The sequence below is a fragment of the Pseudomonas sp. T1.Ur genome, from assembly GCF_023516725.1.
GTDB classification, from domain to species: Bacteria; Pseudomonadota; Gammaproteobacteria; order Pseudomonadales; family Pseudomonadaceae; genus Aquipseudomonas; species Aquipseudomonas alvandae.
This window is the reverse complement of record NZ_JAMGSN010000001.1, coordinates 2622326-2647606: the sequence shown is the minus strand read 5'-3', so window position 1 is coordinate 2647606 and position 25281 is coordinate 2622326. Positions and strand designations below refer to the sequence as shown.

At 63.2% G+C, this 25281-nt stretch carries 12 protein-coding genes; 10 read left to right on the top strand and 2 right to left on the bottom strand.

All coding sequences use genetic code 11. From position 1 onward, the window contains the following. Positions 1-12: 12 nt before the first annotated feature. The 5 genes from M8Q45_RS11870 (at position 13) to M8Q45_RS11850 (ending at position 7064) form a co-directional block, all read left to right on the top strand. Positions 13-660 carry a response regulator transcription factor gene (locus M8Q45_RS11870; protein WP_249874902.1) on the top strand — a complete coding sequence of 216 codons (648 nt, stop codon included), beginning with the start codon at positions 13-15 and terminating at the stop codon, positions 658-660. A gap of 226 nt (positions 661-886) precedes the next feature. Continuing rightward, entirely contained in the window at positions 887-2287 is a 1401-nt protein-coding gene (locus tag M8Q45_RS11865) for an amino acid permease (protein WP_249874901.1), read from the top strand. 340 nt (positions 2288-2627) lie between these two features. After that, on the top strand, positions 2628-4349 hold the full coding sequence (locus tag M8Q45_RS11860) for a type I secretion system permease/ATPase (RefSeq protein WP_217859382.1): 1722 nt from the start codon (positions 2628-2630) through the stop codon (positions 4347-4349). Continuing rightward, on the top strand, positions 4342-5712 hold the full coding sequence (locus tag M8Q45_RS11855) for an HlyD family type I secretion periplasmic adaptor subunit (protein ID WP_249874900.1): 1371 nt from the start codon (positions 4342-4344) through the stop codon (positions 5710-5712). Before M8Q45_RS11860 ends, M8Q45_RS11855 begins: the two co-directional genes overlap by 8 nt. Positions 5713-5714: 2 nt before the next feature. After that, on the top strand, positions 5715-7064 hold the full coding sequence (locus M8Q45_RS11850) for a TolC family outer membrane protein (protein WP_249874899.1): 1350 nt from the start codon (positions 5715-5717) through the stop codon (positions 7062-7064). Between the two features lie 671 nt (positions 7065-7735). Here the strand turns inward: M8Q45_RS11850 and M8Q45_RS11845 are convergent. Next, the gene (locus tag M8Q45_RS11845; protein WP_249874898.1) at positions 7736-13348 is read right to left on the bottom strand and encodes a putative Ig domain-containing protein; all 5613 of its coding nucleotides are present in this window, start codon (positions 13346-13348) and stop codon (positions 7736-7738) included. A 467-nt stretch (positions 13349-13815) separates the two neighbouring features. Here M8Q45_RS11845 and M8Q45_RS11840 point away from each other — a divergent pair, with 467 nt between their 5' ends. The 3 genes from M8Q45_RS11840 (at position 13816) to hemN (ending at position 17097) form a co-directional block, all read left to right on the top strand. Then, a complete protein-coding gene (locus M8Q45_RS11840) occupies positions 13816-14259 on the top strand; it encodes a CopD family copper resistance protein (protein WP_249874897.1) in 444 nt (147 codons plus the stop codon). 85 nt (positions 14260-14344) lie between these two features. Then, entirely contained in the window at positions 14345-15712 is a 1368-nt protein-coding gene (locus M8Q45_RS11835) for an oxygen-independent coproporphyrinogen III oxidase (protein WP_249874896.1), read from the top strand. Next, positions 15709-17097 carry an oxygen-independent coproporphyrinogen III oxidase gene (gene hemN / locus M8Q45_RS11830; protein WP_249874895.1) on the top strand — a complete coding sequence of 463 codons (1389 nt, stop codon included), beginning with the start codon at positions 15709-15711 and terminating at the stop codon, positions 17095-17097. Before M8Q45_RS11835 ends, hemN begins: the two co-directional genes overlap by 4 nt. A 322-nt stretch (positions 17098-17419) precedes the next feature. On the opposite strand, the gene M8Q45_RS11825 is transcribed toward hemN, so the two are convergent. Beyond that, positions 17420-20056, bottom strand: a complete 2637-nt coding sequence (locus M8Q45_RS11825; RefSeq protein ID WP_249874894.1) for an excinuclease ABC subunit UvrA — start codon at positions 20054-20056, stop codon at positions 17420-17422. Between the two features lie 1095 nt (positions 20057-21151). Here M8Q45_RS11825 and nosR point away from each other — a divergent pair. Further along, positions 21152-23302, top strand: a complete 2151-nt coding sequence (gene nosR / locus M8Q45_RS11820; RefSeq protein ID WP_502940558.1) for a transcriptional regulator NosR — start codon at positions 21152-21154, stop codon at positions 23300-23302. Positions 23303-23356: 54 nt separating this feature from the next. Beyond that, entirely contained in the window at positions 23357-25276 is a 1920-nt protein-coding gene (gene nosZ / locus M8Q45_RS11815; protein ID WP_030138792.1) for a TAT-dependent nitrous-oxide reductase, read from the top strand. The last annotated feature ends 5 nt before the right edge of the window (positions 25277-25281 follow it).

The following is a 25281-nucleotide window of genomic DNA, read 5'->3' as shown; positions in this document are numbered from 1 at the left end:
AGGGGAACGTGCATGAGCGGCAACTCCAAATCCAATGAGCCGGGCAGCGACAGTTCCGTAGTGTTCGTCATCGATGATGACGCCTCCATTCGCAATGCGCTGAGCAATCTCTTGCGCTCTGTTGGCATGCGCGTCGAGACGTTTGCCTCCACCGCAGAGTTTCTCCAGCGGCGCCAGTCCGACGGTGCCAGTTGCCTGGTACTCGATGTTCGACTGCAAGGCAGTAGCGGGCTCGATTTCCAGAGCCAGTTGGCGGCGGCGAACATCCGGATTCCCATCATCTTCATCACCGGTCATGGTGATATCGAAATGTCCGTCAGGGCGATGAAGGCAGGGGCCATGGACTTCCTGGCCAAACCTTTCCGTGAACAGGATTTGCTGGATGCGGTGTCAGCCGCGCTTCAAGCCGATGTGAAGCGCAGGAGCGTCGAGCGGCAGCTCTCGGACCTGCATGCCCGATATCAATCGCTGACGGCTCGCGAAAAAGAAGTGATGTCCCTCGCTGCGAAAGGCCTGATGAACAAGCAGATCGCCGGGCAGATGAACTTGAGTGAAATCACCGTGAAAATCCACCGGGCCCATGCCATGAAGAAAATGCAAGCCAAGTCGTTCGCCGATCTGGTCCGGATGGCTGAGACCGTGGGCGCAGGGCCTGCGTAACGGGCAAAACGCCATGCCGGTTTTGGCGAGATCAGGCAAAAAGGCGGCGCGCACAGGTAACTGACTCGGGAGTGTAGGCGGGTAACGTGGCTCGACTTTTTATTGCAGAGCCAATTCGCGAGGGATCGGATCAGACATCCAGGGTGTGCCGCTTTCAGGAGGAGCGAAAACCAAACGCACCCGCCGTCCTTCGACACGCCTCAACGTCGAAAAGAGAATAAAAACCATGACCAGCCCGACCTTCAAGGATTCGAACGGCCACCTGGCGCAGGGCTTCAAGCCTCGTCACGTCACCATGCTTTCAATTGCCGGGATTATCGGCGCAGGCCTGTTTGTCGGGTCAGGCCATGCCATCGCCGCCGCAGGCCCCGCCGTGATGCTGGCGTATCTTTTCTCAGGTTTGCTGGTGGTACTCGTCATGCGCATGCTGGGCGAGATGGCCGTCGCCCGACCGGACACCGGTTCCTTCTCCACCTACGCCGACCAGGCGATCGGACGTTGGGCCGGCTTCACCATCGGTTGGTTGTATTGGTGGTTCTGGGTGTTGGTGATTCCCATCGAGGCACTGGCAGCCGGTCATGTGCTGAACCAATGGTTTCCCTCTATTGATGCCTGGCTGTTCGCCTCGGTGTCGATCATCGCCCTGGCCGTGACGAACCTGTTCAGCGTGTCCAAATACGGGGAGTTCGAGTTCTGGTTCGCCATGGCCAAGGTGGTGGCGATCATCGGTTTCATCTCCCTGGGCTTCGCGGTCCTGATGGGCTGGATTCCCGAGCGCGAGGCCAGCGGCTTGAGTCGCTTGATGGAGGAATACGGCGGCTTCGCGCCCAATGGCTTGTCGGCCGTAGTCGGGGCCTTCATCACCATCATGTTCAGCTTCATCGGCACGGAAGCGGTGACGATCGCCGCCGCAGAGTCCAGCAACCCCGCACAGAACATCGCCAAGGCCACCCGCTCGGTGATCTGGCGCATCGGCGTTTTCTACCTGCTGTCGATCTTCGTGGTCATTTCCGTGGTGCCGTGGAACGATCCACAGTTGGCGTCGGTGGGCTCCTATCAACGGGCCTTGGAACTGATGAACATTCCCCACGCCAAGTTCATGGTGGACGTGGTGGTGCTGATCGCCGTGGCCAGCTGCATGAACTCCTCGATCTACATCGCCTCGCGCATGCTTTATTCCCTGGGCCGGCGTGGCGATGCGCCGAAGGCGGCGCAAGTGACCTCGGCCGCTGGGGGGCCCAGGGCGGCGGTGATTGCCAGTACGGTGTTGGGGTTGGGCATCACCGTGTTCAGCTATTTCATGCCGGCCGGGTTGTTCCAGTTCCTGCTCGCCAGCTCCGGCGCCATCGCGTTGCTGGTGTACCTGGCGATCGCCGTGTCGCAGTTGCGCATGCGCCGCAAGCTGGTCCGGCAAGGCGTCGAGCTGGGCTTTCGCATGTGGTTGTTCCCGTGGCTCACCTGGGCGGTGATCTTGTTCATCTGCGCAGCCCTGGCGGTGATGATGGTCACGCCCGAGCACCGCAGCGAGGTGAGCACCACCCTTGGCCTGGCCTTGGTCATTTCCTTTGTCGGCCTGGTGACCTCGCGGCAATCGCCGCAGCCTGGAGAAGCGGTTTCCCTTGGCTAGCATCAAGACCCTGTGGGAGCGAGCTTGCTCGCGATAGCGGTGTATCCATCAGCATCGATTTAGCTGACCCACCGCCATCGTCGGATCGCCGCCCGGAGCAAGCTCGCTCCCACAGGGACCTGCGTCTCATCCCCTCGTTTTTCACCGTCCCCCGAAAATCCCTCATTCCCCTCTGGCACTTACCCTTGGCTGCGTTGTCAGTAGTTGGCGCCCGTACGGGTGGAGTTCGCCACAGATGGCGACAATGTCAGCAGGATGACGCTCTTTTTTTGACGCCTTCGGGCGAATGACTCGCATGGATTGCACCGGGACCGTTATTTCTTTTGCGGGTTGACACTCTATGGGTTTGCTCCTTGATCCACGGCACGACATCGACGCCGCATTGTTGAGTTATCGCCGGGTGTTCTGGTCCCTGGCGTTGTTCAGTGGCGTGATCAACCTGCTGGTGCTGGTGCCGTCGCTCTACATGATGCAGGTCTACGACCGGGTGCTCACCAGTCGCAACGAAACCACCTTGTTCATGCTGACCTTGATCGCACTCGGGCTGTTCATGTTCAGTGCATTGATCGAGTGGGTGCGCGGCGAGGTGATGATTCGCATGAGCGCCGGGCTGGACGACGCCTTGGGCGAGCGGATCTTCGACGCGGCGTTTGCCCGCAGCCTGCGCGAGCACAACGCCAACCCAGCGCAAGTGCTCACCGACCTGGCCACCTTGCGGCAGCTGATCACCGGCCAGGGCCTGATTGCCTTGCTCGATGCGCCGTGGTTGCCGATCTTCCTGCTGGTGGCGTTCATCTTCCACCCCTGGTTCGGGGTGCTGACCCTGGTGCTCGCCTTGACGCTGATCGGCCTGGCGCTGTGGGGCGAACTGGCGACCCGAGGGCGCCTGGGGGAGGCCAACCGGCTGGGCGTGCAGTCGTCGATCTACGTCAACAGCACGCTGCAGAACGCCGAAGTCATCCAGGCCCTGGGCATGCTCGGGCCGCTGCGCCAGCGTTGGAGCCTGCTGCAACAACGCATCATCGCGGCACAGGCCCACGCCAGCGATCGCGGGGCGCGCATCACCTCGGCGACGCGTTTCGTGCGGATTTCCGGGCAATCCCTGGCCTTGGGATTGGGCGCGCTCCTGGTGCTCGAAGGACAATTATCGGCGGGCATGATGATCGCCATGTCGCTGCTGTTGGGGCGGGCCCTGGCGCCGGTGGAAATCGCCATCGGCTCGTGGAAGCAATTCAACAGCGGTCGCCAGAGCTACCAGCGCCTGAGCCAACTGCTGGCGCAACACCCCCGCGATCGCTTGCGCATGCCGCTGCCGCCGCCGACCGGCGCGCTGCGCCTGGAGCAGGTGTATGTGGGGCCGCCCGGGGCTTCGCAGCCGATCTTGCGGGGCATCAATTTCAGCCTGGGCAAGGGCGAAGTGCTCGCGGTGGTCGGCCCCAGTGCCAGCGGCAAGTCGACCTTGGCTCGCGCATTGGTGGGCGTGTGGCCGGCCATCGGTGGATCGGTGCGCCTGGACGATGCCGAGATCAGCCAGTGGTCCCATGACGCGCTGGGCCCATACCTCGGCTATCTGCCCCAGGACATCGAGCTGTTCGATGGCAGCGTCGCCGACAACATCGCGCGTTTCGGCGAGCAGGACGCCGACAAGATCATCGCCGCCAGCCGCCACGCGGGCATCCACGAAATGATCCTGCGATTCCCCAAGGGGTACGACACGCCGCTGGGCCCTGGCGGGCTTGGCTTGTCCGGCGGCCAGAAGCAACGCCTGGGCCTGGCCCGCGCGCTGTATGGCAGCCCGTCGCTGATCGTGCTCGACGAGCCCAATTCCAATCTGGATGAAGCCGGCGAACTGGCGCTGGTGCAGGCCATCGGCGTGCTCAAGGCCGCCGGCAGCACCGTGGTGTTGATCACCCATCGGCCCAACGTGCTGGCGGTGGTCGATCATATCCTGGTGTTGAAGGACGGCACTCAACAAGCGTTCGGCCCTCGGGACCGGGTGCTCAAGGCACTGATGCCGGGACCGAGGCCGGCGGCTGTGCGGGAGGCAAGCAAGGATGCGTGATTTGAAATCGGCCGCACCGGCCCACGGTGAGCATGGCCTGAGTGTAGTGAGCAGCAACACCTTGCCCAGTGCCAGCACTGATGCGGGCGGGGCGGCGCGCTACGGCGTGGTCTTCCTCGCCCTGGCCCTTGGCGGCTTTCTGCTTTGGGCGTGCCTGGCACCGCTCGACCAGGGCGTGGTGGGCAGCGGCACCGTGGTGGTGGCGGGTGAACGCAAGGCCGTGCAGTCGCTGGTTGGCGGGGTCGTGGAAAGACTGCTAGTCAGTGACGGTGACCGCGTCAGCCAGGGGCAATTGTTGGTACAGCTCAACACGGTGCAGGCGCAATCGCAGCTGGACGTGACCCTCGGCAAGCTGCTCAACGATCGCAGCATCGAGGCGCGGTTGATGGCCGAGCGTTTGGGCGCCGATGAAATCCAGTGGCCGCAGCAATTGCTGGAGCGCGCCGACGAGCCCCGCGTCAAGGCAGCCATGGCCCTCCAGAGCCAACTGTTCCTGACCCGTCGCGCCGAGCTCGGCAGTCGCTTGCAGATCATCGAGCATGAAATCGGCGCCTTGCAGCAGCAGTTGCAGGGCTATGAAGGCGTCAAGCGCAACTACGATGCGCAGATGCGGTTCCAGCAGCAGGAACTCGTCGGCCTGCGTGACCTGGCCCGGGAAGGCTACGTGCCGCGCAACAAGCTCTTCGAGGCCGAGCGCAACGCGGCGCAACTGGCCGGGCAGATTGCCTCTGGTATCGGTGATGTCGGCCGCACGCGCCAGGCCATCAATGAAAGTCGGCTCAAGGCGTTGCAGGCGCAGCAGGAATTCCGTCGCGACGCTGAAACCCAGCTTAGCGAGGTGTCGGCCGAGGCCGCGGGGTATGCCGATCAGATCCGGGCCTTGCAATTCGAAGTCGACAACGGCGCGATCCGCGCGCCCGTGGCGGGGCAGGTCATGGACTTGGCCATCCACACGGTGGGCGGCGTTGCCCAGGCCGGACAGACGTTGATGCAGGTGGTGCCATTGGATGCGCCGATGGCGATCACCGCGCGTTTCGAGCCGCTGATGGCCAACAAACTGCGTCCCGGTTTGCCGGTGCATGTGCATTTCACCGCGCTGCAACGGGTGGACACGCCGACCGTGACCGGCACGGTCACCACCGTGTCGGCGGACCAATTGATCGACCAGCAGACGCACCAGCCGTACTTCTCCGCCAAGGTCGAGATTCCCGCCGAGACCGTCGTCTCGCTGCAGGACGCCGGGCTGCTGGTGCGCCCGGGGATGCTCGCCGACGTCACCGTGGTGACGGGTGAACGGACCTTGATGAATTACCTGATGAAACCGTTGCGCGAACGCTTGCTGGCTGCCTTCAAAGAGGAATGAGCATGACCGACCGTTGCCGTTACGGCGTCCGTGTGCTGTTGAGCTTGTGCACCAGTTGGGCGGTGATCGGCCCGGCCTGGGCGGCCGAGGGTGGGCTGAGCCTGACGGCCGCCTATGACGCTTCACGCCTCAACGACCCAACCTTGCAGACCGCGACCCATGCCTTCGACGCGTCGCGCCAGGAAGAGGCGATTGGTCGGGGTGGGCTTTATCCGCAGGTGTCGTTGTCGTCGCGCTATGGGTATGGCGGGCGTACCGATGGCGGTGACGACCGCAGCTATGTCAACAGCAACGACTACCAGGCGAACAGCGTGACGTTGGCGGCGCAACAACCGCTCTATGACAAGGGGCGCTGGGCGGCCTATCAAGAAGGCAAGGCCCGGGGCGCGCTGGGCAGCCAGCAGTTCGACGTGGCCGGCCAGGCCTTGTTCGATCGGGTCGCCAAGGGCTATTTCGATGTCGCCCGAGCCGAGAACGAACTCAAGCTGATCGCCCAGCAAAAAGCCGCGATCCGTGGCTTGGTCCTCCAGAGCAAAAAACTCTATGAGGGCGGCCAAGGGGCGATCACCGACATCGACGAAGCCCAGGCCCGGCTCGATCTGGTGGAGGCCCAGGAAACCGAAGCCCAGGCCCGTCGCGTGGCGGCGTTGCGGGCGCTGTCCGGGCGGGCGAGCGTGCCCATCGACGACATCCAGCCGATGCGCGAAGAGTTGCCCGCCGGCACGCCTATCCCGCCGGAGCAGGATTTGCCGTACTGGACGGCGATCGCCCGCGAAGCCAGTCCTGAGTTGGCGGCACGGTTGGCGGCTGTGAAAGTCGCCGAGGCCCAGGCCGACAGCCAGCGCGCCGGGCACTATCCGACGTTGTCACTGACCACGCAGTTGACCCGGCGGGAAACCCGCCAGTACCAGGAACTCGATCCACGCCAGGACTCGTATTACGTTGGGGTGCAGTTGGACATTCCGCTGTATCGCGGCGGCGCGGTGCGCGCTTCGGTGGCCAAGGCCGAGGCACAACTGGCCGGCGCCCAGTCCGACTATGATGTACAGCGTCAGCAACTGGCCGAGTCCATCGAGACCGATTACCTGGGCGTGGTGGCGGGGTTCGCCAAGAGCAAGGCCATGCAACGGGCGGTGGAATCCAACCAGCGGGCGCTGACCTCTACCGAAAAGGGTTTCCAGGGCGGCGTGCGTTCGACCGTCGACATCCTCGATGCCCAGCAACGACTCTTCCAGGCCCGCCGGGACTTGCTCAGCACCAAGCTGGACATGCTGCAAAGTTATGTGAGCCTGCACACCCACACCGGCCAGATGAACCGCGCGGTGCTGGAACAGGTGCAAAGCCTGTTCTGAAATCCTGGCCGATGGTGCAATGCTCTTGTGGCGAGGGAGCTTGCTCCCGCTGGGCTCTGTAGGAGCTGGCGAAGCCTGCGATCTTTTGATCTTTGATCTTTGATCTTTCGCTTGAGATCCGACGGCCCTTGGAAAGATCGCAGCCTCGCTTCGCTCGGCAGCTCCTACAGGCCCAGCGGGAGCAAGCTCCCGCGCCACAACAGCATCGGGGTATCAATTACCAGTGGTAGAAACAGGTTGTTGTGGCGAGGGGATTTAGCGAAGCGTCGCACCAGCCCCCAAGCCAAGCACTGCGGTGTGTCAGGTTAGTTCCGACTGGCCTTTTTTGGGGCTGCTGCGCAGCCCAGCGGGGATGAATCCCCTCGCCACGGGGATTGCGGGCGGCATGACCTACCGTGGCGAGGGAGCTTGCTCCCGCGCCACAACAGCATCGGGGTATCAATTACCGGCGGTAGAAACAGGTTGTTGTGGCGAGGGGATTTAGCGAAGCGTCGTACCGCCCCCAAGCCAAGCACGGCGGTGTGTCAGGTTAGTTCCGACTGGCCTTTTTTGGGTCTGCTACGCAGCCCAGCGGGGATGAATCCCCTCGCCACGGGGATTGCGGGCGGCATGACCTACCGTGGCGAGGGAGCTTGCTCCCGCTGGGCTGCGAAGCAGCCCCAAAAGCTCACTCAGGCAGTGAAGTCGCTGGCATGCAGCTCCTTGACGCCCACCAGGGCGAGTTCGAACTCGGCGGTGGCGTCGGCGTTGGTACTGCCGTAGAGGATGCCGTCGACAAACCGCAACTGGCCGGTGGCGTTGGTGGTGTCGAAGGCGTTGCTGCCGATGAAGGTGAACGCATCGTGGGTGGCGGTCAGCGGGTTGGCGTCCAGGCCGGTGAGGTCCAGCTTGTCCAACTCGGTGGTCTTGAACCCGTTGATCACGTCCCGTGCCGCACCGACGCCCATGTCCGACAGCGCGCCAAACGCATACGTATCGGCGCCCGTGCCCCCCGTGAGGTTGTCGGTGCCCGCACCGCCGATCAAGCGGTCATCGCCCGAGCCGCCCACCAAGGTGTCGTTGCCCGCGCCACCGTCGAGGATGTTCCCGGCGCTGTTGCCCGACAGGGTGTCGGCGTAGGCACTGCCGGTCAGGTTCTCGATGAACTTCAAGGTGTCCAGCCCCGAACCCACCGTGTTTTGCTGCGCGGAGGTCGATAGATTCACGGTCACCCCGGCCAGGGCCCGTTCGAACGACACCGTGTCGTTGCCATCGCGTCCGTCGAGGATGTTATTGCCGGCACCCGCGAACAGCGTGTTGTCCAGCGCGTTACCGGTCCCGTTGGCGGCACCGGCGCTGTCGATGTACAGGTTCTCGACGTTGTTGCCCAAGGTGTAGGCCGCCAGGCTGCTGTGGACGCTGTCCTTGCCGCCGGACACCGGATTGCTGCTGGTCTCGATCACCGTGTCGCTGGCGTTGTCGACGTAGTACGTGTCGTTGCCGTCGCCGCCGCTCATGCTGTCGGCCCCCGCAGCGCCATCGAGCACGTTGTTGGCAACGTTGCCGGTGATGAAGTTGCGCCGCTCGTTGCCGGTTCCGTCGATGTCCGACACCCCAGTCAGCACCAGGTTTTCCAAGTTGGCGCCAAGGGTCCAACTCACCGACGCCTGCACCGTATCGATCTGCGAGGTCGAAGTGTTGGTTTCCACCACGCTGTCGAACGCGTTGTCGACGATGTAGATGTCGTTGCCATCGCCACCGGTCAAGGTGTCGGCGCCCAGGTCGCCGTCCAGCGTGTCGTTGCCGGCGCTGCCCACCAGCGTATCGTCCTGGTCGGTACCGAAGATTTTCCCGCCTTCGTTCTGCGCGCCGTCGAAGATGTCCTGCACGCTGTTGTTGTCGTTGGGGTTGCCCTGGAAACCGAGGTCATCGGCGATGTAGTCCGCCAGGCGCTGGCCGACGATTTCCGCCGACTCCTCGTGCAAGTGCCAGACGTCATCGGGATACACCAGCGGGTCGACTTCGTAGCGCAAGGGCAGGTCGGTATAGTCCACGGCCAACTTGACGTCGGCGCGCTCGGCGGCGATGGCTTCCTGGGTGGCGCGGACATAGCCGACACCGTCGACGATGGCGGCGATCTTGTCTTCGGCATAACCACGGGCACGTGCCGCGTCCTGCTCGTAGTGACCGGTCTCCATCATGTACACGGTGAAATTGCCGAACTGGGCGTGCAGGTAATCGAAGACCTTCAGCGTCGCCGCCTTATAGGCCGCCGCGGCCGCTCCCTTGTCCGTGGCCCGGGCGATTTCCTGGGCGGCTTCTTCGCCCTGGCCCCAGATGATGCCCATGGTCACGTTGTCGATGGCCTTCAGTTCGGTGAGCTGGTCGCGCAGCAACGTCACGGCCCGCAACAATGCCGGCCCGGGTTGATTGGTGTCGGTCAGCCACCAGCACAGTTTCAGCTCCTCTGCACCCAAGGTCGACAAGCCGTTGACCGTGCTGCCACCCACCGCGATATCGATCCCGTTGCCGTCGGCATCGGTGAACTGGCTGCGCACGTCATAGGTGGTGTACTTGTCCAAGTCGTTGACCAGCATCGAGGTGCCGGATTGATCGTCGTCTTCGGTCATGCGCAGCAGGCGTGCGTTGGATTGGCCGAGTGTTGGCAGGTAGAGAATGTCCTGCTGGGCGCGTTCGCCGAAGACGAAATCACTGGCGGTAAGGGTGTTGAGGTAGTTGCCGTTCAGCGCGATCTCGAAACGGTTGCCATCGGCGTCGGCCTCGCTCGATTTCACGTAGGTCTTGTCGCCGGCGGCGTTCAGGGTCATGTAGAGCGTGCCGTTGCTGCCATCGCCGAGGCCGGTGAAGCCCAGCGCGGACACGTCGATCTTGTCCACGCCGACGGTGAAGTCGTAGATCGTGTCCGTGGCCGTGACGCCTCCGGTGTCGTAGTCGCGGTAGCTGTCGGACAGGTTGCTGTAGCGGAACGTGTCGGCGCCGTCGCCACCATACAACGAGTCGCGTCCGGCGCCGCCGTCGACGATGTCCGCCCCCGTGCCGGCCTTGATGGTGTCGCTGCCGCCCAGGCCGAGGATCAGGTCGGCGCCGGCCGTGCCGTTGAGGGTTTCGGCATTGGCGGTGCCGGTGATGGTGTTGGCGGGGGAGTCGGCCACTGTCAGGGCAAAACTGTCACTCACCGATGCACCCGAAGGATCGGTGGCCTTGACCAGCACGTCGTAGTCGCCGGCGGCGGTGTTGGTTGGCGTACCGCTGAAGGTCAGGTTGGTGGCGTTGAATGTCAGCCACGAGGGCAGGGCGCTGCCGTTGGCGAGGGTCGCGGTGTAGGTCAGCACATCCTGGTTGGCGTCGCTGAAGCTGTTGCTCGCCACGGTGTATTTGAACGGCGTGCTTTCGCTGGCGTTCTGGTCCAGCAGCGGGATGACCACCACCGGTGCCACGTTGGTCGGGGTGTTCTGGTCGGCGAAGACGAAGTGATTGGCCGTCAGGCTGCTGACGAAGTTGCCCGCCATCGAGATTTCGAAGCGGTTGCCGTTGGCATCGACCGTGAGGTCCTTGAGGTAGGTGCGGTTGGTCGACGAACTGTACGTGACCTGCAGGGTGCCGTTGAGTCCATTGCCCAGGCCCGTATAGCCAAGCGCGGCGACATCGATCTTGTCGGCGGCCACGTCGAAATCGAGGATCTGGTCGCTGGCGCTGGTGGAACCGGTGCGATAGCTGTCGAGCTTGGAGGTGTAGCGGAACACGTCGGCGCCCGCGCCGCCGGTGAGTTTGTCGACGCCAGTGCCGCCCACCAGGATGTCGTTGCCGGCGGCGCCGTTGAGCGTGTCGTTGCCGGCGCCGCCAAAGATCTGCTCGTTGGCGACAGTGCCGGTCAGCGTGTCGTTGTTCGGCGTGCCGTTGATCACCACGGAGGTGGGCACGTCCTGCACGGCGAGGGTAAAGCTGTCGCTGACCGTCGCGTTGCTGCCATCGGTCGCGGTGACCTGGATCGAGTAGGTGCCCGACGCAGTGTCCGGTGGGGTGCCGCTGAACGTGCGCGTGGCGGCGTTGAACGTCAGCCAGCTGGGCAGGGCGCTGCCATCGGCCAGCTTGGCGGTGTAGCTGAGGCTGTCGTTATCCGGGTCGGTGAAGGCGGTGGCCGGCACCACGTAGCTGAAGGGGGTCTTCTCGGTGGCGTTCTGGTCCAGCAACGGCGTCGCCACCACCGGGGCCTGGTTGACCGGTGAAGACGTGGCGAAGACGAAGTTGGCGTTGGTCAGTTTGTCGAGGTAGTTGCCGTCCAGCGCCACCTCGAAGCGATTGCCATTGGCATCCGCCTCCAGCGACTTGATGTAGGTCTTGGTGCCGGCGCTGTTGAGCACCAGGTAGACGGTGTTGTTCTTGCCATCGCCCAGGCCGGTGAAGCCCATGGCGGAAAGGTCGATCTTGTCGGCGGCGATGTCGAAGTCGGTGATCAGGTCGCCCAGGTTGGCGCCGCCGGTGTTGTAGTTGCGGTAGCTGTCCAGCCGGTTGGAGAACACGAAGGTGTCCGCCCCGGCGCCGCCCGTGAGGGTGTCCATGCCGGCGCCACCGTCGAGCTTGTCGTCGCCCGCGCCACCGCTGAGGCTGTCATTGCCGGCCAGGCCGAGCAGGGTGTCGGCCGCATCGCTGCCCAGCAACGAATCGCTGCCGGCGGTGCCGGTGATGACCCGGTTGAAGATGAAGTTGCTGGCCGTCAGAGTGCTTGCCAGGTTGCCCGACAGAATCAGCTCGAAGCGATTACCGCTGGCATCGGCGTCGAAGTCCTTGATGTAGGTGCGGTCGTTGCTGGCGCTGTAGCTGATTTGCAGAGTGCCGCCACGGCCATTGCCCAGGCCGGTGAAGCCGAGGCCGGCGAGGTCGATCTTGTCCTGGGTCACGTCGAAGTCGGTGATGGTGTCGTCGAAACTGGTCGTGGCGTTGCGGTAACTGTCGGACTGGCTGGCGAAGCGGAACGTATCGGCACCGGTTCCGCCGGTCAGTTTGTCGACACCCGCGCCGCCCACCAGAATATCGGCCCCGGCTGCGGCATTGATGGTGTCGTTGCCGGCCGCGCCGTAGAAGATTTCGCTGGCGCTGGTGCCGGTGAGAATGTCGTTGCCCGCCGTGCCTTGCACGGTGGTCATCGGTACCGTGGCGCTGACGTAGCTGCCGTCACCGTAGACCAGCGTCGCGCCCTTGCTGGTGTGGCTGATGGTGTTGGCGATGATCGCATTGCGATCGGTGCCGTCTTCGTTGCGCTCGGCGACGCCGTAGGTGGACAGGTTGCTGCCGCTGATCACGTTGCCCTGGATCAGGTTGTCGCTGCCGTTGAAGTATTTGCCGGACACGCCGAGGGTATCGTCGTAGGACTGGATGATGATCTCCGGCACCGCGCTGCCCAGGGCGTTGTTGTTGAGCGTGTTGTCGATGATGTCGACGTGGTTGCTGCCGTAGATGCGGATGCCGGCGCTGGTGTTGTCGTGGATGTCGACGCCGGTGACGGTGACTTCGCTGGAGAGCTTGACCAGCACCCCTTCGGCGCCGTTGCCGTACACCTCGCCGCCGGTGATGGTGATGTTGCTGGGCGAGGGGATGTCTTCGCTGCCGCGCTGCACCACGATGCCGTTGCCGCCGTTGTTGTAGGCGACGTTGTTGGTGAGGGTGAAATCGTGGGTGCTGGTGACGACGTTGAAACCGTGGCGGTCGTTGTCGTAGGCGACGTTGTTTTCGAAGGTGCTGTCGCTGAGGAAGTCGGCGACGAAGCCATCGAGGCCGTTGCCGTGGGAGACGCTGTTCTTGATGACCATGTTGACGGTCTGCTCGTGGGGGTCGAAACCGTAACCGGAGCAGTCCTTGATCTCGACGCTGTCGAGGGTGACGTTGGAGTCGTAGCCTTCTTCGCCGGGGATGTAGCCGTTGAACCAGCCATCCACCTTGCCGGTGGTGGCGTCGCGGTTGCCGTCGATGGTGAGGTTGCTGACACCGAAATCGTGGGTTTCCTCGCCATAGGCCGAACGGATGATGCCGGTGATCTTGGTGTCTGAACCATCGGCCAGCTTGACCGTGGTGTCGCCCATGCCGTCGCCGTACAGGTAGACGTTGCTCTTGAGCATCAAGCAGCCATCGGACGGTTCCTCGCCCCCCGAAACGATGTAGGTGCCGGTGGGCATGTAGACCTGCCCACCGCCTGCGGCTGCCGCCGCATCGATCGCACTTTGAATGGCCGCCGTGTCGTCAGTAACGCCATCTCCTTTGGCGCCAAAATCTTGTACGTTGAAAATCATGGACTTATCTCCGTATCAGGCTAAAAACCTCGTTGGATGCCAATATTCCATCGGCGACCACGGTGTTATGACCCAACGGAGTGAAAAAGTTGTGACCGCGTATCGGGGAAGTGTCAAAAAACTGATAAACGGTTATGCGGAATTTCAGATGTGTAACATTTCCTTGACGCTTTCCTGGGCAAACATGGAAACCTTGTGGGAGCGAGCTTGCTTGCGATAGCGCTGTATCGGGCACTTTGATGTAACTGATCCGACGCTATCGCGAGCAAGCTCGCTCCCACAGGGTTGCGGTGGTTCTCACAGGGTTGCGGTGGTTCTCACAGGGTTGCGGTGGTTCTCACAGAGCTGTGGTGGTTTCTCACAGGGCGGACCCGCGGTCTGGCTTTTCCTTGATTGGCATCAACCCCACCACAACGCCTGCGCGATACCCTCGAATCAACCATTCGCCCCGCCGAAGAAGGGCTGCCATGACTTATCCGCTGTTTCTCACCCTGCACCTGTTCGCCGCGCTGATCTTCATCGGCACGGTGTTTTTCGAGGTGTTGTTCCTGGAAAACATCCGCAAGCAGTTGCCCAACAAAGTGATGGTGCTGCTGGAACAGGGCATCAGCCGGCGTGCCCGGCAGTTGATGCCATGGGTGTTGCTGGTGTTGTTTGGCGCGGGCATCGCCATGGTCTGGCTGCGTTATCGGCCGGTGCTGGCGGCGCCGCTGCAATCGTCGTTCGGCGTGTTGCTGGAGCTCAAGATCCTGCTCGCCGCCAGCGTATTGGGGCATTTTCTCTGGGCCATGTGGCTGTTTCGAAGCGGGCGCATGAACGCGCGCTACGTCCAGTTCATTCATACCAGCGTGTTCTTGCACATGGTCGCGATCGTGTTGTTGGCCAAGGGCATGTTCTACCTGAGCTGGTAGTGGCTGCGGGACGCTTGATACAGGTCAAGGCGCCCACACGGGATAAGCCCGACACTGTTGCCGTGCGAGCCACTCGGAGATTGTCATGTTCGACCTGTTCCATTCCCCCGGTGACCGTCCCTTGGGGCGCGCCCCTGCGGTGGCGGACTTCGATTGTCCGGTCGGTACACGCAAATTCCACGGTGGCATCGGCTCGCTCGACTTGCTCAGGGGCTTGCGCGCCAGCCGGCAGAAACGGCGTCCGCTGTCGCTGACGGTGCACCTGCCGTCACGCTTGAGGCTGGCCTCCTGCTCACCCCTGGCCAGCGTGTGCCAGTGCGGTGAAATCGACGGCTACCTGCAACGCCTGACCTACGAACTGGGCTTGGTCGCCTGCCACCTCGGCACTGGGCGACGGGTCGAGCAGTTTTGCCTGACCGGCGGAACCCCGGTGATTACCCATCTGCAACGGTTGATGAACGACCTGCGCAAACGCTTCGATTTCTGCGAAAGCGGCGACCACAGCATCGAAGTCGACCTGCACCATACCGACTGGTCGACCATGGGCCTGATCCGCGACCAAGGCTTCACGCATGTCAGCATCGGCGTGCCCGACATCGGCGTCGACAGCGAGCTCTCGGTCGATTGCTACCAGAACCCGGCGCCGATCCATTCGCTGATCGATGCGGCGCGGACCTTTGGTTTTCGCTCCATCAACATTGACCTCGGCTACGGCCACGCTTGGCAGACGCCCCAGAGTTTCGCCCAGAAACTGGCGACCTTGATCGAGCTGGAGCCGGATCGCCTGCACGTTTTCGATTATGCCCGCGCGCCTTATCGCTATCGTTCGAAGAACGCCGGAGGCGCCGGGGCCTTTTGCAGCGAGGCCGACAAAGACGCCATGCGTCGCGCTTGCTGCGAACAGCTGGTCGCGGCGGGTTATCACTACATCGGCCTGGGTCAGTTTGTCCGGGCTGACGATGACCTGGCCGTGGCCCAGGAGCACGGCCGACTGCATCGCAACTGCCAGGGATTTACCCGGCATGGTTGCTGTGACCACGTCGGCCTCGGCTTGGCGGCCATCACCCAGATCGAACAGCTTTATGTGCAGAACACCGATGACCTGCTGCGGTACTGCCAGCAGCTCGACGCCGGGCAACTGCCGGTGTGTCGTGGCTGGCGCTGCGAAGCGCAGGACCAGATCCGGGCGACCGTCACCGAACAGTTGTCCTGCGACCTGGAGCTGGATATTCCCGCCGTCGAGTCGCGTTTCGGCCTGGTGTTTCGCGACTATTTCGCGGTCATCTGGCCACAGTTGGAGCAGTTGCACACTCAGGGATTGATCGAGCTGTCGAGCCGTTTCATCGGCATCCTGCCTGCCGGGCGCCTGAGCGTGGACGCGATCTGCAACCTGTTCGATCCCGCACCGGAAAACGCTGGCCAAAACTCTTTTGAGAAGTTGAACCCTTCATGAACGCTGCCTCCGGTTTCAATCGCGCCCTGGTCGAAAAATACGATCGTCCGGGGCCGCGCTACACGTCGTATCCCACCGCGCCGCAGTTCCACCCGGCGTTCGCCATGGACGAATATCGCCAGGCCGCCCAGCGCAGCAACCAGGCCCTGGTGCCCAAGCCGCTGTCGGTGTACATCCATATCCCGTTCTGCCAGAGCCTTTGTTATTACTGCGCCTGCAACAAGATCATCACCCGCAAGACCCACCGCGCCGCCGAATACCTGACCTACCTCAAGCGCGAAATTGCCTTGCAGGCCACCTTGTTCGAGCGCTCGCGCAAGTTGACCCAATTGCACTTGGGCGGCGGCACGCCCACCTACCTGACCCACGAGCAACTGGCCGACCTGATGGACTGCCTGCACCAGTCGTTCGACATGGACGACAGCGACGCCCACGAGTTTTCCATCGAAGTCGACCCGCGCACGATCGATGCCGAGCAGGTCCAGGGCTTGCGTCAGTTGGGGTTCAATCGCCTGAGTTTCGGCATCCAGGATTTCGACGCCCAAGTGCAGGCGGCCGTGAACCGGATACAAAGCGAAGCGCAAGTCGCCGAGCTGGTGGCGGCCGCGCGGCGGGCGCGGTTCAAGTCGGTCAGCGTCGACCTGATCTATGGCCTGCCGTTGCAGACCATCGCCAGTTTCGACGTCACCCTGGACAAGATCATCGCCCTGCGTCCCGACCGGATCGCGGCGTACAGCTACGCGCACCTGCCGCAGCGGGTGAGGGCGCAACGGATGATCCGACCCGAGGACATGCCGCCACCCGAGCGCAAGCTGGAGTTGCTGGAACTGACCATCAATCGCCTGACCGAGGCCGGCTACGTGTACATCGGCATGGACCACTTCGCGCTGCCGGACGACGAACTGGTGCGCGCCCGTGCCGAAGGTACGCTGCAACGCAATTTCCAGGGGTATTCGACCCACGCCGATTGCGATTTGATTGGCCTGGGCGTGTCCTCGATCGGCAAGGTCGGCGACAGCTACAACCAGAACGTGAAGGAGCTTTCGCAGTATTACGCGCGCCTGGACGAAGGCATGTTGCCGGTCCAGCGCGGTTATCGCCTGAGCGATGACGACCGCTTGCGCCGCGAGGTGATCAGCGAACTGATGTGCCACGGGCGGATTGATTTTGGCCGGATCGAGGCCGGTCACGGCATCCGTTTTGCCGACTATTTCGGCGAGGCGCTGGATCGGCTCCAAGAACTGGTAGGGGATGGGCTGCTGGACATTCGCGCCGACTCGCTGGTATTGCTGCCCCAAGGGCAACTGATGATGCGCAACGTAGCCATGGCCTTCGACGCGTACCTGGCGGGGGAGCAGACGGTGCAGTATTCGCGTACGGTTTGATGCCCTGTGACGGGTTCGCTTTGGTGACGAGGGACCATGCTCGCTAAGGTGCGCTGTAGGAGCTGCCGAGCGAAGCGAGGCTGCGATCTTTGATCTGGCATTACGCTGTAGGAGCTGTCGAGCAAAGCGAGGCTGCGATCTTTGGATCTGGCATTACGCTGTAGGAGCTGCCGAGCGAAGCGAGGCTGCGATCTTTCGGAGGACACTTGAATCTCAAGCGAAAGATCAAAAGATCGCAGCCTCGCTTCGCTCGGCAGCTCCTACAGCGCCTGGCGGGGGCAGGCTCCCTCGCCGCAGGGGTTCTGTTTCTCATTCGAACGGCTCAGCGCAGGGCCTTTCTCAGGAACGGCGCCGTGCGGCTCTCCTCGCACGCCGCCACCACCTGCGGCACACCGCTCACCACGACCTTCCCACCCTGCGTCCCGGCCCCCGGGCCGATGTCGATGACCCAATCACTTTGCGCCACCACCCGCATGTCGTGCTCCACCACGACCACCGTGTGGCCTTCGTCCACCAGGCGATTCAGTTGCACCAGCAAGCGGTCCACGTCCTGGGGATGCAGGCCATTGGTGGGCTCGTCCAGCACATACAGTGTCGCGCCCCGGGCCTTGCGTTGCAGTTCCGTCGCCAGCTTGATCCGCTGGGCCTCGCCGCCGGACAGCTCGGTGGCCGGTTGGCCGAGGCGCAGGTAGCCCAGGCCGATGTCCTGCAGCACCTGTAGCGAACGCCTGGCTGCCGCTTGTTCGGCGAAGACTTCCAGAGCCTGGTTCACCGTCAGTTGCAGCACTTGGGCGATGTCCAGGCCTTGCCAGCGCACCGCCAGGGTCTGCGGGTTGTAGCGGGCGCCGTGGCAGGTTGGGCAGGGTGCGTACACGCTGGGCATGAACAACAATTCCACGCTGACGAAGCCTTCGCCTTCGCAGGTTTCGCAACGGCCCTTGGCGACGTTGGAGGAAAACCGCCCGGCGTCGTAGCCCAAGGCCTGGGCCTGTTCGGTTGCGGCGAAGAGCTTGCGCACGTGATCGAACAGTCCGGTGTAGGTGGCGAGGTTAGAGCGCGGCGTGCGGCCGATGGGTTTCTGATCGACCTGGACCAGGCGCTTTATCCCTTCGAGCCCGGCGGTGACCTGGCCACCGCTGGTCTGCACCGGTTCGTCTTCCAGACTTTGTTCCTCGGCCTCGACGGTGGCGCTGGGCTGGCCCAGGTGCGCGCCAACCAGATCCAGCAAGGCCTGGCTGACCAGGCTCGACTTGCCCGAGCCGGAAATGCCGGTCACCGCCGTGAAGCATCCCAGGGGAAACGCCGCGCTGAGGTTATCGAGGTTGTTGCGGGTGATGCCTTCCAGGCGCAGCCAATCCTTGGTTTTGCGCGGGGTTCGTGCGGTGGCGTGTTCTTCGGCGAACAGGTAGGCGCGGGTCTTGGACTCGGCCACCTGCCCCAGGCCTTCGGGCGGACCGCTGTACAAAATCCTGCCGCCTTGCTCGCCCGCGTCGGGGCCGACGTCGATGAGCCAGTCGGCGCGGCGCATGGTGTCCAGGTCGTGCTCGACCACGAACACCGAATTGCCCGCCGCCTTCAGGCGTTGCAAGGCGCCGAAGAGGGCTTCGCTGTCGGCCGGGTGCAAACCGGCGGAGGGTTCGTCCAGCACGTAGATCACCCCGAACAATTGGGAGTTGAGCTGGGTCGCCAGGCGCAGCCGTTGCAGCTCGCCGGAGGACAGCGTCGGCGTGCTGCGTTCCAGGGCCAGGTAGCCGAGGCCGAGGTCGATCAGCGTGACGATGCGTTCGAGCAGTTCGGCGGCAATGCGCTGGGCGGCCAGGCGTTTTTCCAGGGACAGGTTGGGCGTGTGGCGCGCGTCGGGCCCGCCGGCGTGCGGGTTGTCGCCCCTGGCTGCGCGTTGCTCGCGGGCTTCGCGGGTCTGGCGGTGGGTGAGCACATCGCCGGGCTCTTCGGGCTGCTCCAGATACTCGGGCGCTGCGACGGCCTTGAGCACTTCGGCCAATTCCAGCAACGACAGGTTGGATAACTGGGCGATGTCCAGCCCGGCGAAGGTAACCGTCAGCGCCTCGCGCTTGAGGCGCTTGCCGTCGCAGACGGGGCAGGGGCTCGCGCGCATGTATTGGGCCACGCGCTTGCGCATCTGCGCGCTTTGCGAATGCATGAAGGTGTGCAACAGGTAGCGCCGGGCGCCGCTGAAGGTGCCCTGGTAGCTGGGTTCGAGTTCTCGCTTGAGGGCTTCGCGGGTCTGGGCCGGGGTGAGCCCGGCGTACACCGGGACGGTGGGGGTTTCTTCGGTGAAGAGGATCCAGTCGCGTTGTTTCTTCGGCAGGTCGCGCCAGGGAATATCGACGTCATAGCCGAGGGTTACCAGGATGTCCCGCAGGTTCTGCCCTTGCCACGCCATGGGCCAGGCGGCCACGGCGCGCTCGCGGATGGTCAGCGAAGGGTCGGGCACCATGGTGGCTTCGGTCACTTCATGGACCCGGCCCAAACCGTGGCACGCCGGGCAGGCGCCCTGGGGCGTGTTGGGCGAGAAATCCTCGGCATAGAGCATCGGCTGGTCGGCCGGGTAGCTGCCGGCGCGGGAGTAGAGCATGCGGATCAGGCTCGACAACGTGGTGACGCTGCCCACCGAGGACCGCGCGCTCGGCGTGCCGCGTTGTTGCTGCAACGCGACCGCGGGTGGCAGGCCCTCGATACTGTCCACGTCGGGCACGCCCACCTGGTCGATCAGCCGCCGGGCGTAAGGCGCGACCGACTCGAAATAACGACGCTGGGCTTCGGCATAAAGCGTGGAGAAGGCCAGCGAGGATTTGCCGGACCCCGACACGCCGGTGAACACCACCAGGGCATCGCGAGGGATGTCGACATCGACGTTCTTGAGATTGTGCTCGCGGGCACCGCGCACCCGGACGAAACCGGTGCCAGCGGCAGGAGCGGGGGCGGAGCGTGGGGGCATCAGAAGTTCCTTGTGGATGTAGGTGCATTACAGCGGTGGGGAGTGGACTGCATCACAGCGCTGACCATTATGCGACCGGGTTCGACCGCTTGCGTGCGAAAAGAATTCCCGCCGTCTGCGCCGAACCGCTTTCGTGGTGAGGGAGCTTGCTCCCGCTGGGCCCTGTAGGAGCTGCCGAGCGAAGCGAGGCTGCGATCTTTCCGAGGACACTTGAATCTCAAGCGGAAGATCAAAGATCAAAAGATCAAAAGATCGCAGGCTTCGCCAGCTCCTACAGGCCCAGCGGGAGAGCTCCTGTGGGTGAGGGAGCTTGCTCGCGCTGGGCTGCGCGGTAGGAGCTGCCGAGCGAAGCGAGGCTGCGATCTTTCCGAGGACACTTGAATCTCAAGCGGAAGATCAAAGATCAAAAGATCAAAAGATCGCAGGCTTCGCCAGCTCCTACGGGCCCAGCGGGAGAGCTCCTGTGGGTGAGGGAGCTTGCTCGCGCTGGGCTGCCCGGTAGGAGCTGCCGAGCGAAGCGAGGCTGCGATCTTTCCGAGGACATTGAATCTCAAGCGAAAGATAAAAGATCAAAAGATCAAAAGATCGCAGGCTTCGCCAGCTCCTACGGGCCCAGCGGGAGAGCTCCTGTGGGTGAGAGAGCTTGCTCCCGCTGGGCTGCGCGGTAGGAGCTGCCGAGCGAAGCGAGGCTGCGATCTTTCCGAGGACACTTGAATCTCAAGCGAAAGATAAAAAGATCGCAGGCTTCGCCAGCTCCTACGGGCCCAGCGGGAGAGCTCCTGTGGGTGAGGGAGCTTGCTCGCGCTGGGCTGCGCGGTAGGAGCTGCCGAGCGAAGCGAGGCTGCGATCTTTCCGAGGACACTTGAATCTCAAGCGGAAGATCAAAGATCAAAAGATCAAAAGATCGCAGGCTTCGCCAGCTCCTACAGGGCCCGGCGGGAGCAGGCTCCCTCGCCACGGGGATTGGGGTGGCTGGAAAAACGGGTTATCAACGCCGAGTTGATTTCAATCAAGGGCCGAGGGCAGGGGCGGGCCGCAGAATGGTCGCCAAGATCCTGCCTTCAAGCCCTGGCGCTCATGACCCGTCCCTTTGCGATGCTGCACCCATCCCGTTCCTGGTTTCCCGGGCTGTTCCTTCTGCTGCTGATGTTCGCCGGCATTGTCCAGGCCAAGGACTACGGTGAAATCGAGCAACAACGCATCCATCACGTCCTGGGGCAGGTCGATTCGACCTCCGAGCCCGAGGGGGCATTCAAGGTTCGCAAACTCTCCGCCGGCGGCAAGGTCCTGGGCTATGTGTTCCAAAGCCTGGATGTGGTGAGCATCCCGGCCTATTCAGGCAAGCCGATCAACGTCCAGGTGATCCTCGATCCCACGGGCGTGATCCTCGACGCCTACGTGCTGGAACACCACGAACCGATCCTGCTGATCGGCATTGCCGAAGAAAAGCTCCACGCCTTCAGCGCGCGCTACAGCGGCATCAAGGTCAACCAGCGCGTGGTGGTGGGGCATTCCAGCGATCCGAACGCGGTGACGGTCGATGCCATCGCCGGCGCCACCGTGACGGCCATGGTGGTCAACGAAGTCATCATGCGCGCCGCCCACGACGTCGCCGTGTCCCTGGGCCTGGTCAAGGCCGATGTCGGATTGGCCGTGGCACCGGCTCGCGTGCGGAGCGATTTCTACCAGCCCTCCGATTGGGCCACCTTGACGGGCAACGGCGCGGTGCGGCGCCTGCACCTGACCCGTGGCCAGGTGGACGCTTCGTTCAAGGGCACCGAGGCCGAACAGGTGGAAACCGCCAGCGGCGCTCAAGTCGACGACACCTTCATCGATCTCTACGTCACCCATCTCAACCCACCCACCATCGGCCGCAATCTGCTGGGCGAGACGCAGTACCGCACGCTGATGGCCGAGCTCAAGCCGGGCGAGCAGGCGATCGCGGTGATGGGCAGCGGCCGCTATTCGTTCAAGGGCTCGGGCTATGTGCGCGGGGGGATTTTCGACCGGGTGCAATTGCGCCAGTCCGGCGACACCATCAGCTTCCGCGACCTGGATTTCCAGCGCCTGAATGACGTCGCTGCCGCCGACATGCCGGACTTCGACGAGATGGCGATTTTCATCATTCGTTCCGTCCACCGTTTCGACCCGGGCGCGCCGTGGAGCCTGGAACTGCTGGTGCGCCGCCAGACCGGGCCGATCAGCGGCACGTTCAGCAGTTTCGAAATCGGCTACCAACTGCCCGAGCCCTATCTGGAGCGGCCGTTGCCGACGGCCGAGCAACTGGCGGCGGCCGCAGAAGCCAGCCGGCCGATGTGGCTGACCCTCTGGTACCAGAAAAGCGTCGAGATCGGCGTGCTCGGCGCCGCGTTGCTGGTGCTGACGGCGATCCTGTTTTTCCAGGACTCCCTGGCCCGGCGTCCCAGACTGCTGCATTGGGTGCGTCGCGGTTACCTGGTGTTCACCGTGGTGTTCCTCGGTGGCGTCGCGCTGGCGCAGTTGTCGGTGGTCAACGTGCTGACCTTTGTCCATGCGTTGTTCGAAGGTTTCCGCTGGGAACTGTTTCTGACCGATCCGCTGATCTTCATCCTCTGGGTGTTCACCGCCGCCAGCATCCTGCTCTGGGGGCGCGGGGTGTTCTGCGGCTGGCTGTGCCCGTTCGGCGCGTTGCAGGAATTGCTCAACGAGCTGGCGCGCAAGCTCAAGGTGCCGCAATACGAGCTGCCGTTCGCCGTTCATGAGCGCCTATGGGCAATCAAGTACATCATTTTGCTGGTGCTGTTCGGCGTCTCGCTGGAGTCGATGGCCACCGCCGAGCGACTGGCCGAAGTGGAACCGTTCAAGACCGCCATTACCCTCAAGTTCGACCGCCAGTGGTGGTTCGTCGCCTACGCGGCGGGGCTGCTGGTGATCAACCTGTTCACCCGCAAAGTCTACTGCCGCTACGTCTGCCCACTTGGCGCCGCGCTGGCGATGCCAACCCGGCTGCGCCTGTTCGACTGGCTCAAGCGCCGCAAGGAGTGCGGTAACCCGTGCCAACTGTGCGCCAAGGAATGCGAGATCCAGGCGATCCACCCCGACGGCCGGATCAACGCCAACGAATGCCATTACTGCCTCGACTGCCAGATGACCTGGCACAACGAAAACAAATGCCCGCCCTTGATCAACAAGCGCAAGAAACGTGGCAAGCCAACCTCGACCGACCCGCAACGGATCCCGGTGGTGCAGGTGGAGCCGACGCCTTGAACGGCGCGCAAGACCTGGCCCCGACCCTTTCATTCTTCACGGAGCACACACAGCATGAGCGATAAAAAAATCCCGACGCCTGACGCAGTGGAAGAACCCAGGGGCGTCAGCCGACGGACATTCCTCGGCACTGGCGCGGTCACTGGCGCAGTGTTGGCGGGCGCCACCGCACTGGGGGCCGGAACGTTCACCCGCGAGTCCTGGGCGGCAGCGGCCAAGGAGGCCAAGTCGAAGATCCACGTCGGCCCCGGCGAGCTCGACGAGTACTACGGTTTCTGGAGCGGCGGCCACCAAGGCGAGGTGAGGGTACTGGGCGTGCCGTCGATGCGCGAGCTGATGCGCATCCCGGTGTTCAACGTCGATTCGGCGACCGGCTGGGGCCTGACCAACGAGAGCAAGCACATCCTCGGTGACAGCGCCAAGTACCAGAACGGCGATTGCCATCACCCGCACATCTCCATGACCGACGGCAAGTACGACGGCAAATACCTGTTCATCAACGACAAGGCCAACTCGCGGGTCGCGCGCATTCGCCTCGACATCATGAAGTGCGACAAGATCCTCACCGTGCCCAACGTGCAAGCGATCCACGGCCTGCGCCTGCAAAAGGTGCCGTACACCAAGTACGTGTTCGCCAACGCCGAGTTCGTCATTCCGCACCCCAACGACGGTCACACCTTCGACCTGCAGGACAAGAACAGCTTCACGATGTTCAACGCCATCGATGCCGAGAAGATGGAGATGGCCTTCCAGGTCATCGTCGACGGCAACCTGGACAACTCGGACGCCGACTACACCGGCAAATACGCCGCCAGCACCTGCTACAACTCGGAGAAGGCCTACGACCTGGGCGGCATGATGCGCAACGAGCGCGACTGGGTCGTGGTGTTCAATATCCCGCGCATCGAGGCGGCGATCAAGGCCGGCAAGTTCATCAACCTGGACGGTTCCAAGGTGCCGGTGGTGGACGGTCGTAAAGTCGATGGCAAGGACAGCGAGTTCACCCGCTACATCCCCGTGCCGAAGAATCCCCACGGCCTCAACACCTCGCCCGACGGCAAATATTTCATCGCCAACGGCAAGCTTTCGCCGACCGTCTCGATGATCGCCATCGACCGCCTGGATGACTTGTTCAACGACCGCTACAAAGACCCGCGCGAAGTGATCGTCGCCGAGCCGGAACTGGGCCTGGGGCCGCTGCACACGACGTTCGACGGACGCGGCAATGCCTACACCACGCTGTTCATCGACAGCCAAGTGGTGAAGTGGAACATGGACGAGGCCATCCGCGCCTACAAGGGCGAGAAGGTCAATTACATCAAGCAGAAACTCGACGTGCAGTACCAGCCCGGGCACAACCATGCGTCCCTGACCGAAACCAGTGATGCCGACGGCAAGTGGCTGGTGGTGCTGTGCAAGTTCTCCAAGGACCGCTTCCTGCCCACCGGCCCGCTGCACCCTGAGAACGACCAACTGATCGACATCTCCGGCGACGAAATGAAACTGGTCCACGACGGCCCGGCCTTCGCCGAGCCCCACGACTGCATCCTCGCGCGGCGCGACCAGATCAAGACCCAGAAGATCTGGAACCGCAACGACCCGTTCTTCGCCGAGACCGTGGCCCGGGCGAAGAAGGACGGCATCAACCTCGAGACCGACAACAAGGTCATCCGCGACGGTAACAAGGTGCGGGTCTACATGACCTCCATGGCCCCGGCCTACGGCCTGACGGAGTTCACCGTCAAGCAGGGCAACGAGGTCACGGTGACGATCACCAACATCGACCAGATCGAGGACGTGTCCCACGGTTTTGTCATGACCAACCACGGCGCAAGCATGGAGATCAGCCCGCAGCAGACCTCTTCCATCACCTTCATGGCCGACAAGCCTGGCCTGCATTGGTACTACTGCAGCTGGTTCTGCCATGCGCTGCACATGGAAATGGTCGGGCGCATGCTGGTTGAAAAAGCCTGAGTCAG